Origin of the sequence: Rubritalea sp. (assembly GCF_039830215.1) — a bacterium.
Classification (GTDB): Bacteria; Verrucomicrobiota; Verrucomicrobiia; order Verrucomicrobiales; family Akkermansiaceae; genus Rubritalea.
Genome location: NZ_JBDOPO010000164.1, coordinates 1 through 10,516, shown reverse-complemented (window position 1 = coordinate 10,516; position 10,516 = coordinate 1). Strand labels below are relative to the sequence as shown.

Genomic DNA, 10,516 nt, shown 5'->3' with positions numbered 1-10,516 from the left:
CTACATCACTCACGATGGCTCTCAAGTCAAACTCTCGGCATTTTGGATTGATTGCCATGAAGTCACCATTGCTGAATACGCAACCTTCCTCGAGGCGATGGACATTCTCAGTCGTCAGCAAATTTCGATTTACCAACACGAAGATCAACCAGAAAGTAAGCGCGATCATAAACCTCACGATTGGGACAATCTCTATCTCGCCGCAAAAAATGGAGCTGAATGGAACGGGCTTGCAGTCGACCCTAACTGTCCGGTGATAGGTATCGACTGGTGGGACGCTCATGCGTATTGTAACTACAAACGTCGCCGACTCCCGACTCAAGAAGAATGGTATGCTACCCTCAACCACTCACTAGGAGAAGGAGCTCTCACCGCATCTCAATGGGGCCCAGTTGACCAGGAAAGCGATGATACCACAGGAAACAACATCCATGGATTAGCAGGCAATGTAGCCGAATGGAGTTCTAAAATGAGCAAGGACCCTTCTTACCCAACTAAACCGAAAATGCCGCTGATACTGGGCGGTTCTTATCTTAAAAAACAAAGCTCTGCTACCACCAGAGAGTGGCTTAACCAGTCAAAACTAGAACTAGAAGACGCACGCAGCCTCTACCGTGCAGACTTAGGCTTCCGCACAGTGTCAACTTCCGCACCGATAGAATAAATTTCACGCCCTCATACACCCATGCGATTACTCATTTTCCTCACTACTTTACTAATTAACCAATCCCTATTTGCACAGGTCAGCATTGGAGTAAAAGCTAACAATAAGCAGTACCTCAGCTACGAACCCATCCGCGTCACTGTCACTATTTCTAACCAAACGGGCAGCCCACTCACCCTCCGTAATACTGGCGGCAATAACTGGGTCGAGTTTGTCGTTCGAAATCAGAGCGGGCGAGTCATCAATAAAGTGAAAAACATTTCGTATAAAGGCACAACCATTCCAACAGCTGAACGGATCAACTCATCCTTTGTTCTCAACAATAGCTACGACCTAGCACAACCAGGAAACTACAGCGTCTACGCTGTAGTACGCACACCGCAACAGGGACATTCTGAGGGCACGCGCTCTGCTGCCACTTATTTCACAGTCAACCGCGGTGTTCCTTCATGGCGCACTAAGGTGGGTGTGCCCGGAGTAGCTGGAGACGAACGTGAGTACCGCATCCTCAACTATAGCGGTAGTGGAACTCCACAAATTTATGTACAGGTGGAAGACATAAAGCGCGGCCACATACTAGCTACATATTCACTTGGCCGCATTCTCTCATATCGTAAAGCCCTCAAAGCAATTGACCGTAGCAATAACCTACACGTGCTCTTCCTCACCACTCCCGAACTTTACTGCCACACAGTCGTAAACACCTCAGGAAAGACAACAAAACGTAATTACTATAAAGGCGTGGGCAACACCCACCCTACACTCTTCACCCACAATGATGGTGGAGTGTCGGTGACGAACGCCAAGTTCTACGACCCGGCCAAAGAGATGGAAGAGAAAACAAAATACCACAAACTCTCGGAAATGCCCGAAGGCTACGAACAATAGAATTGCCAATTCTTTCTCGCGGACTCGCGCGTAATTTTCTTTCTTAAATCACTATTTGGCGCAATGCGTCTCATCAGACATGTCAATAAAAGCGAACTTCAATAAAGCAACTCTCTCTCACGTCACCCTTGCCAAAATAGGCAACCCATTACGTGGCGAATCGCTCAAAACGTCTAAAGAACTTTGCGTATTTGGCGAGGAAGACAAGGAGGTCCTTACGCTCGCGTTTCTAAAGCCATTCAAGAATCTTGATCGCTACCGCCTTCACCACACATCCTCGCTCGACCTGCACGAGATGCATTGCTACGCCAATACTATCTTTGACCAGGACGAGCGCTTTCTCACTTACTCGCGCAAGATTGCCCGTCACCTATACGACAAGACAAAACACCCGAATATCAAATCTGGGGACCTATGCATCGCATTTATCAAAGGAGTCCAAATCGATGGTGACATCTGCGACGCGATCAGTATTGTGAAGTCTGAAAGCCTTACGCCATTCCTTGAGATTTCCGACCAAGACGGCGATCTCCAACTCACCACTCACAATGGCATCTACCCAGACAAGATCGACAAAGGCTGCCTCATCGTTAACTACGAAAAAGACTCTGGCTACCTCGTTTACACCTTCGACAAAGGTGGCGCGGACACCAACTTCTGGGTCCGTGATTTCCTGGGTGCTCGTGCTCTAAAGGACGACGAATTTAAAACAAAAAAATACGCAGAAATGTGTGTCTCATTTGCCGATGAAGGCCTTCCAGAAGAGATGCCACAAGAAGACAAATACCGTGTTGCTAACGATGCGATGCAGTACTTTGCGGATAAAGATAAGTTCGACGAGAAGCACTTCCAAGAAGAGGTCCTCAAAGAACCAGAGATCGTTGAGAAATTTTCATCCTATAAGGACAATTACAAAGATGAAGACGGTGAACCGCTCACAGGAAACTTTGAAATCAACAAGCAAGTAGCCAAAAAGGCTGGCTCAAAGATCAAAGCAAACCTCCGTCTTGATACTGGAGTAGTGCTCAAATTTACCCCTGACTTCGCCGAGCGTGAGAACGAGATAATGGAGCGTGGCTACGACGAAAAAATGGAGATGAAATACGTCAAAGTCTACTACAACGACGAGATCTAAAACTGACCCCAATTTACAAAGAAAGCACGCTAACTAATCATGGTTGCGTGCTTTTTTGTGTCCACAAATCCAAGCGCTCAGTAATAAGTGAATACTGGCTATTTTCCCACTGCTACGGCTGTGATCTGCAGAACCACCAAAATAGCAATGCTGTGCAGCTCACCGATGCGCTCGATGCCTTTTTAAACGAACTGGAGTTTGCCCTACTTGCCATTTGTGTCCTCGGTGTCGATGAAATCTCAGCTTTGGAGTCGATGGCTAAAAGATTTCTCACTAACGACTCGCCACTACACTTATTAGTGCAAGTTGAAGAGCTGCCCTAGTTAGCTTCTTACATCCACCGCAAACCTAAGTCTCAGTGCCTTTGGAGTAATTATCGTTCACATCAAATGTGCGCTCAAAGGCGATGGTTCATTTAGCAATATAGCGCCGGAGTTAGCTATTGTTGTGCTCAGATCGACCGCCAGAGTCTCGGTCTATAAGCCAGTTCACCAACAAAGTGCCTTGCTATTTACGTACAGTGATCGCTGTACTCGTGAAGCAATCCTCTTCATCTATCACTAAGCTCTGCTAGGCACAGATTCACCGGAGTTTTGGTCGAAGATTATACTTTTCAAGTCATGGATAAAGACAATGCCTCGGATTTTACTGATCACATTTATGTGACCCAATCGCACTGCTGCGATTCAAGTTGAAAATGGCTTTTAATTTACTAACATAATAAACTGTTAGTAGATAATGTACGCATGGAACCGATTCAGGTAAATCACCAGGGCTGTATCTCCTCACGCAAATGAAGCCTGAAGACCTGGTTGTTCGAGACATGGGGCTACTTCGTCACTGAGAGCTTTACGCTCATAGGAGGTGCAATGTCTGCATTCTGGCTCACGCGTGTTCCAGCCGATCTGGTAATTACTTTGAGCATCCGATGTTCTTTAGAGAAGCGCCCTAAATCTCTACCTAACAACTTTATTAATTAGGACGTCTCAGCCAGTTAGACAAGGTTGAGCTGAGTATGGAAAAGCTATTTGAAGCGCTACCTGCCCAGCAGCTTTCTCAGCGTACTGATTAAGCAGAGGATCATAGGGTAAGGCCTGTCAGTGGGAGAGGTTGATCTGCGCATTGACGGGGCGCAACCTCGCCGCTCCTCTTCGGAGAGGCTAACCTGCCACAGCCTTAGGGGATTTTGCAAAAAAATACCCCGCACAGACGTGGTCCATGCGGAGTTTTTACTGATAATACTGTTGTTTTGAAGCGTTAGGCAACCAGCCTAGTGGCGGCGCTTGCGCTTGAGATTGAGCTTGGCAAGGTTCTGTGCGATGAGGCCCTGTAGGTGGGTGAACTCTTCGAGATTGTCGTTATGCTCAAATGTCTTGAGCTGCTCTTCAGCGCGCTCGATTGCTGCCTGAGCAGCCGCTTCATCAATCTCTTCTTCGCCAAGGGCCATATCGGTGAGGATAATGATCTTGTCGTCTGAAATCTCTGCGAAGCCGGAGCCGATCGCGAGCTCATGAGAGCTACCGTCCTTCTGGTAGCGAAGCTCGCCAGCAGTGAGTGAGGTGACGAGAGCTGCGTGCAGGTCAAGCACACCGATCTCACCATCAGCACCTGGTAGGTAGACGTCTGCTACTTTGTCTGAGAATACTTTCTTCTCAGGAGTGACTATTTCTAGATGAAGCATGAATTAATTTAAGATTTGTGATTTAAAATTTAAGAATGAGCTGGCGACTTAGTAGTCGCCAGCTTCTTAAAATTTAGTCGCGGGATACCTTGTCGATGGAGCCCTTCATGTAGAAGTTAGACTCAGGTACGCTGTCCCACTTACCGTCGAGGATCTGCTCGAAACCTTCGATTGTCTCTTCGATAGAAACATAGACACCTGGAACGTTTGTGAATACCTCACCCACAAAGAATGGCTGTGTAAGGAAACGTTGGATCTTACGCGCACGGAATACAGACATTTTATCTTCGTCAGAAAGTTCGTCCATGCCGAGAATAGCGATGATGTCTTGGAGGTCCTTGTAGCGCTGAAGAACACCCTGAACTCCTCGCGCCACTTTGTAGTGACGCTCACCAACAGTCTCAGGAGAAAGTGCCTTAGATGTGGATGCGAGTGGATCAACCGCTGGGAAGAGAGCCTGCTCAGCAAGTGAACGCTCAAGAACAACAGTCGCATCAAGGTGAGCGAAGGTGTTAGCAGGAGCTGGGTCAGTCAAGTCATCCGCAGGAACATAAACCGCTTGGAGGGATGTGATGGAACCCTTCTTCGTAGAAGTGATTCGCTCCTGGAGACCAGCCATCTCCTCAGAGAGTGTTGGCTGGTAACCCACAGCAGATGGCGTACGGCCGAGTAGCGCGGACACCTCAGAACCTGCCTGCGAGAATCGGAAAATGTTGTCAACAAAGAGGAGAACGTCCTGTCCTTCTTCGTCACGGAAGTACTCAGCCATTGAAAGTGCTGAGAGGGCAACACGGAGACGTGCTCCTGGAGGCTCGTTCATCTGACCGTACACGAGAGCTACCTTTGAGCCTTCTGGCTTGAGCTTTGGTGTGCCGTCCTCGTTAAGAATTGGGTGACCGTTCTCGTCTTGCTCCACAGCAATAACGCCAGATTCGATCATTTCCCAGTAGAGATCGTTACCCTCACGAGTACGCTCACCAACACCGGCGAATACGGAGTAACCACCGTGCCCGAGTGCGATGTTGTTGATAAGCTCCATGATAACAACTGTCTTACCAACACCTGCACCACCGAAAGCACCGACTTTACCCCCCTTAAGGAATGGGCAAACGAGGTCGACCACTTTGATTCCTGTTTCGAGGATCTCAGTAGAGGATGCCTGGTCAACGAGCTTAGGTGCTGGACGGTGGATACCTGTGCGCTTAGAGGCGTCTGCAAGTGCCACGTTCTCGTCCACAAGATCACCTGTTACGTTAAAGATTCGACCTAGGATCTGGTCACCTACTGGCACTGTGATTGGTGCGCCTGTGTCAGTGATCTGCATGCCACGCTTGAGGCCGTCAGATGTGCTCATTGCAACAGCGCGAACCCATCCGTCACCAAGGTGCGACTGCACCTCGAGAACGAGCTTAGTTTCTTTGCCGCCGAAGTCATATGTAACTTCAAGAGCGTTGAAGATGTCTGGAAGTGTGTCTGCGTTCGAGAAGTCAGCGTCAATAACGGCGCCGATGATCTGAACGATTGTTCCTACGTTACTCATGGTTTTGTTGTATTATCAGTTAATAAATTTGTTTAGTAAAAAAGTTGGTAGTAATCAGCGGAGCAGTGCAGTCAGGCTAGCAACTTAAACTGCGAACTGAAAACTTAACCACTATTCCATTGCCTTCATGGCAGTGGTGATCTCGAGGAGCTCGGCAGTAATTGCAGCCTGACGGAGCTTGTTGAATTCGAGTGTGAGTGCGTCCTGCATGTCCTTCGCGTTGTCGGTAGCCGCCTTCATGGAAACCATTCGTGCGGAGTGCTCAGAAGCACGAGATTCAACAAGCATCTGGTAGATATGGAAGTTGACGTACTGAGGAAGGAGTGTGTCGAGAACTTTCTCAGGAGACGGCTCGAATGTGTACTCTTTCTCAAGGGCTGCCGCTTTGTCAATCTCTTTGATCTGATCTTTACCGACACCTTCGTAGTCTTGCTTTTCACCGAGTGAGTTGGACTCGATAGGGAGAAGCTGAACTAGGGTTGGTACCTGTAGCATTGTGGACTTGAAGTCGTTGAATGCTACCTTGATGCAGTCGTATTCACCGCTGAGGAATTGCTCAGTGAGGTACTTAGAGATCGGACGTGCTTCAGCGAAGGGAACTGGGTCCTTCACCACGAAGTCAGCCTTGATGTCGTTGCCGGCCTTCATAAGGCTGAGGCGAAGCTTACGGCCAACTGTGACGTACTCAGTTTCACCTGTGTGCGCTTTGTTGACTTCCTTGAAGAGGTTTCCGTTGAAACCACCACAAAGACCTTTATCTGCGGAGATAACAAGAGTCAGGGTCTTATTGCCTTCACGCTTCTCGAGGAGCGGGTGAGCATTCTCATCCACGTTTTCCTTAAGATTGACGAGCACTTTATTGAGCTCATCGGCGTAGCCACGACCAGCGAGTGCCTGGTTCTGAGCCTTTTTCATTTTGGCTGCAGCAACAAGCTCCATCGCGCGGGTGATCTGCGCTGTGTTTTTCACCGACTTGATTCGGCGACGAATGTCTCTCAGGTTTGCCATTGTTAGTTCTTAGTAGCGTGTGGAATAGAGAAGGGATGAAATGACGGACAGCTCTCGAACTGCCCGTCGTTTAGTGGTTTGGAATGATTCCGGTAGGAATTACTTCCAAGATCCTTTGAAGTCTTCGATAGCCTGTGTGAGGCCAGACTTAACTGCGTCAGTGATAGCTTTGTCGTCAGCGATGAGCTGAAGAACGTCTGCCTTACGTGTGTTAAGGAATTCCTCAAACGCCGCTTGGAATTCGCAGATGCGCTCCACTTCAACATCATCGAGGAAGCCGTTCTGCATAGCGAAGAGCACAGCCACCTGCATTTGCATGGAGAGTGGTGAGTACTGGTTCTGCTTAAAGAGCTCAACAATACGGAGACCACGGTCGATCTTACCCTTAGTTGCGTCATCAAGATCAGATCCGAACTGGGCGAACGCCTGGAGTTCGCGGAACTGAGCAAGGTCAAGCTTAGTAGTACCTGCTACCTTCTTAGTCGCCTTCGTCTGTGCGGATGAACCAACACGGGAAACCGAGAGACCAACTGAGATCGCTGGGCGGATACCTTGGTTGAAGAGATCAGTCTCAAGGAAGATCTGGCCGTCTGTGATGGAGATCACGTTAGTTGGGATGTATGCGGATACGTCACCAGCCTGTGTCTCAATGATTGGAAGTGCTGTGAGTGAACCACCACCTGCATTCTCAGAAAGACGTGCAGAACGCTCAAGAAGTCTGGAGTGAAGGTAGAAAACGTCACCAGGATACGCCTCACGTCCAGAAGGACGCTTAAGAATGAGCGACACCTGACGGTATGCTACAGCGTGCTTGGAAAGGTCATCAAATACGATGATGCAGTCGCGGCCTTTGTCCATGTGGTACTCAGCTACTGAACAACCTGTATAAGGTGCGAGGAACTGGTTAGCAGCGGAATCAGATGCGGATGCGGAAACGATTGTCGTGTACTCCATTGCGCCTGCCTCTTCGAGAGTCGCGATGGTACGAGCAACGTTGGACTGCTTCTGGCCGATAGCGACATAGATACAGTACATTGGCTTGTAGCCAGGAAGCTTGCCAGCTTCAGCAGCTTTGTTCTGATTGGACTGAGAGATGATCGTGTCGATCGCGATAGTGGTCTTACCAGTAGCACGGTCACCAATGATAAGCTCACGCTGACCACGGCCGATTGGAACCATTGCGTCGATCGCCATGATACCAGTCTGAACTGGAACAGAAACTGACTTACGCTTAATGATACCAGGAGCGATTTTTTCAACTGGGTAGTCAACAGTGTCAGCAACTTCGCCTTTACCGTCGATTGGAGCACCGAGAGTGTCGATCACGCGACCGAGGAGGTTTTCACCTACTGGTACGGAAAGTAGCTCACCTGTGCACTTACACTCGTCACCTGCTTTGAGGTGGAGGTATTCACCGAGAAGAACAACTCCGACTTCACCTTCTTCAAGGTTAAGTGCGAGACCTGTTACTCCACCTGGGAAGGAGATCATTTCGTTAAGCTGAACGTCACTAAGACCTTCTACTTTGGCTACACCGTCACCGATTTCACGGATGGTGCCTACGTTGCTCTTGCCGACTGAAGTCGTGACGTTAGCGATCTCTTGTTCGAGTTCCTGAAGAATGCTGCTCATATCTTACTGTTGGTTGATTGGTTAAATTGCCCGGATGTGGGATTCGTTTTGGATTGGGTTAGAACGCGTTGGCGATAGCATCGAGACGGCCTTTTACAGTACCGTCCCACACGTCGTCACCTTTGCGGATGCGAATTCCACCCAGAAGGGCAGAGTTGATGTTGTATTCGAATGTCAGATCGCTGCCGTGTTGCTTAGTAAGCTTGGCCACGATGCTTTCCCTAGTCGCTGCATCGAGCTCAGCTGCACTGTCGACTGTGACGTGCTTCTTAGCGAGGTCGAGCTCAAGTTGACGCTTGAGTGTGACTAGGATGCCATGGAAATTGCGCGGTTTCTTTTCTGCTACAGTCTTGATGACCTTGCTGAATTTTGCTTCGTCGAGCTTACCGTCCACATTGCAGAGGCGGTAGAGTCGGCGAGCTGCGGAAGCTGCATCTTTAGATACTTTCATGGTTTATAATGGCGATCGACGTTTGAAAAAAGTGTTTGTGAGATTAGCCCTCGACGCTTGCGAGTGCTTCCTGGTTGATGCGCTTGTTGTCGTCATCAGTAAGAACCTTACCAGTGACTGACGCTGTAGTAGCGGCTACGAGCTTGCCGAAGTCAGACTTGAGCTCAGTGACCATTTGGTCGCGCTCAGCCTTAGCATTGGCTTGTGCTTTCACGAGGATATCTTGCGCTTTCGCGATGGCTTCCTGAGTCTTCTCTTCGGAAAGAGTAGCGGCACTTTCTTTAGCTTCTTCGATAAGACGCTTTGCATCGTTGTTAGCTTTATCAAGAGCAGCAGCTGTCTGCTCCTCTGAGTCTGCTAACTGAGTCTCAATGCGCTTTAGCTTTTCTTCACCTTCTGCAATGCGCTTTGAGCGTTGCTCGAGCATTGCCATGATTGGGCCAAAGGCAAACTTCTTCAGAACGATGATCACAACAATAAAGTTGATGAGCTGGAAACCGAACCAAAGCCAATTCACATTGAATTTGCTCAAAAGGACTTCGAGTGTGCCGCCGCCTGCTGCTAGTAGTGTGATCATTATCGTAAAAGTTTTTTGATGAAATTTGAGTAGTAAAACTCGCTGCTACTCATCAAGCAGCAGCGAGTGAAATTCGTCTAATTACGCGAGGTAATTATGAAGCGAAGAGTGAGAGGATGAAGATACCCTCACAAAGAGCTGCAAGAATGATTGCAAGTGTAAGGATAGGGCCTGCCGCACCTGGATTACGACCAGTTGCTTCAGTTGCTTTGAATCCGATGAGGCCGATGCCGATTGCTGCGCCGAGCGCTGCGAGTGCTGCTTTAGTAAGTACCATAATAGTAGTATGTTAGTTTTGTTGTTGTTTTCCGGAACCCCCCACGGTCGCTATGCTATGAGTCTGATTCCTGAGATTGTTTAGAAAGTTTTAGTGAGCTCCTTCTTCACCGTGGTCGTCGTGCTCACAGATGAGCTTAAGGAAGACTGCACAGAGGAGCGTGAACACGAGCGCTTGAACGCCGCCTACGAGAAGCTCCATGAAGTAGAATGGGAGGGAAGTTAACCAACCGAGGTAAGGCCCACCGAGATTCATCAGAACCTCCAATGTCTGCTCACCACCATAGATGTTACCGAAGAGACGGAAAGAAAGAGCAACCGGACGGATACCAATAGAGACTACCTCAAGAACGCCAACCACTGCAAAAATGAAGAGCATTACAGGAATCATGATGCCGCTGAACTTACCCTTTGGAGCGAAAATGTGTGCGAGGAAGCCCTTAAGGCCGTTTTCAGTCACAGCCCAGTAGATCCATAGGATGGCGAAGGAGAATGCCATTGCAGCAGTCATGTTCACATCTGCATTACCGCCACGCATAAGTGGGCGAGCAAAGTGCCCGTGTGAGTCCATACCCCAGCCCATTGTGCCTACACCTGGAAGAAGACCGAGGTAGTTGTTGATGATAATGAGAAGGAAAGTCGCTCCGAAGAACCAGAATGTACG

Annotated in this window: 12 protein-coding genes; 4 read left to right on the top strand and 8 right to left on the bottom strand. The window is 48.8% G+C overall.

Going from position 1 to position 10,516, the window contains the following annotated elements; translation table 11 throughout:
* The 4 genes from ABGY95_RS05470 to ABGY95_RS05455 all read left to right on the top strand — a co-directional run.
* The coding region (locus ABGY95_RS05470) for an SUMF1/EgtB/PvdO family nonheme iron enzyme (RefSeq protein WP_347440689.1) at positions 1-664 on the top strand (664 nt) is incomplete at its 5' end.
* A 21-nt stretch (positions 665-685) separates the two neighbouring features.
* On the top strand, positions 686-1,552 hold the full coding sequence (locus tag ABGY95_RS05465) for a hypothetical protein (RefSeq protein ID WP_347440688.1): 867 nt from the start codon (positions 686-688) through the stop codon (positions 1,550-1,552).
* Between the two features lie 79 nt (positions 1,553-1,631).
* Complete coding sequence (locus ABGY95_RS05460) at positions 1,632-2,687, top strand: nucleoid-associated protein (protein ID WP_347440687.1); 1,056 nt, start codon at positions 1,632-1,634, stop codon at positions 2,685-2,687.
* A gap of 47 nt (positions 2,688-2,734) precedes the next feature.
* Positions 2,735-3,010, top strand: a complete 276-nt coding sequence (locus tag ABGY95_RS05455) for a hypothetical protein (RefSeq protein ID WP_347440686.1) — start codon at positions 2,735-2,737, stop codon at positions 3,008-3,010.
* Between the two features lie 947 nt (positions 3,011-3,957).
* Here ABGY95_RS05455 and atpC read toward each other — a convergent pair.
* The 8 genes from atpC to ABGY95_RS05415 form a co-directional block, all read right to left on the bottom strand.
* Positions 3,958-4,368: an ATP synthase F1 subunit epsilon gene (gene atpC / locus ABGY95_RS05450; protein ID WP_347440685.1), complete on the bottom strand. Its 411-nt coding sequence runs from the start codon at positions 4,366-4,368 to the stop codon at positions 3,958-3,960.
* Positions 4,369-4,441: 73 nt separating this feature from the next.
* Positions 4,442-5,908 (bottom strand): F0F1 ATP synthase subunit beta, encoded by a 1,467-nt coding sequence (gene atpD, locus ABGY95_RS05445; protein WP_347440684.1) that lies wholly within the window; start codon positions 5,906-5,908, stop codon positions 4,442-4,444.
* Between the two features lie 111 nt (positions 5,909-6,019).
* Positions 6,020-6,916, bottom strand: coding sequence for an ATP synthase F1 subunit gamma (gene atpG, locus ABGY95_RS05440; RefSeq protein ID WP_347440683.1), 897 nt, complete (start codon positions 6,914-6,916; stop codon positions 6,020-6,022).
* A gap of 99 nt (positions 6,917-7,015) precedes the next feature.
* Positions 7,016-8,548: a F0F1 ATP synthase subunit alpha gene (atpA, locus tag ABGY95_RS05435; protein ID WP_347440682.1), complete on the bottom strand. Its 1,533-nt coding sequence runs from the start codon at positions 8,546-8,548 to the stop codon at positions 7,016-7,018.
* Positions 8,549-8,606: 58 nt separating this feature from the next.
* Positions 8,607-8,999, bottom strand: coding sequence for a F0F1 ATP synthase subunit delta (locus ABGY95_RS05430; RefSeq protein ID WP_347440681.1), 393 nt, complete (start codon positions 8,997-8,999; stop codon positions 8,607-8,609).
* 43 nt (positions 9,000-9,042) lie between these two features.
* Positions 9,043-9,576, bottom strand: coding sequence for a F0F1 ATP synthase subunit B (gene atpF, locus ABGY95_RS05425; RefSeq protein WP_347440680.1), 534 nt, complete (start codon positions 9,574-9,576; stop codon positions 9,043-9,045).
* A gap of 94 nt (positions 9,577-9,670) precedes the next feature.
* Positions 9,671-9,853 carry an ATPase gene (locus ABGY95_RS05420; RefSeq protein ID WP_347440679.1) on the bottom strand — a complete coding sequence of 61 codons (183 nt, stop codon included), beginning with the start codon at positions 9,851-9,853 and terminating at the stop codon, positions 9,671-9,673.
* A gap of 90 nt (positions 9,854-9,943) precedes the next feature.
* Positions 9,944-10,516 (bottom strand): F0F1 ATP synthase subunit A (locus tag ABGY95_RS05415; RefSeq protein WP_347440678.1); only part of this gene is annotated, 573 nt, incomplete at its 5' end.

Coding starts and splice junctions, on each gene's coding strand:
- ABGY95_RS05430 (WP_347440681.1), bottom strand. CDS start 8,999: ATGAAAGTATCTAAAGATGCAGCTTCCGCAGCTCGCCGACTCTACCGC.
- ABGY95_RS05420 (WP_347440679.1), bottom strand. CDS start 9,853: ATGGTACTTACTAAAGCAGCACTCGCAGCGCTCGGCGCAGCAATCGGC.
- atpC (WP_347440685.1), bottom strand. CDS start 4,368: ATGCTTCATCTAGAAATAGTCACTCCTGAGAAGAAAGTATTCTCAGAC.
- ABGY95_RS05460 (WP_347440687.1), top strand. CDS start 1,632: ATGTCAATAAAAGCGAACTTCAATAAAGCAACTCTCTCTCACGTCACC.
- atpF (WP_347440680.1), bottom strand. CDS start 9,576: ATGATCACACTACTAGCAGCAGGCGGCGGCACACTCGAAGTCCTTTTG.
- ABGY95_RS05465 (WP_347440688.1), top strand. CDS start 686: ATGCGATTACTCATTTTCCTCACTACTTTACTAATTAACCAATCCCTA.
- atpG (WP_347440683.1), bottom strand. CDS start 6,916: ATGGCAAACCTGAGAGACATTCGTCGCCGAATCAAGTCGGTGAAAAAC.
- atpD (WP_347440684.1), bottom strand. CDS start 5,908: ATGAGTAACGTAGGAACAATCGTTCAGATCATCGGCGCCGTTATTGAC.
- atpA (WP_347440682.1), bottom strand. CDS start 8,548: ATGAGCAGCATTCTTCAGGAACTCGAACAAGAGATCGCTAACGTCACG.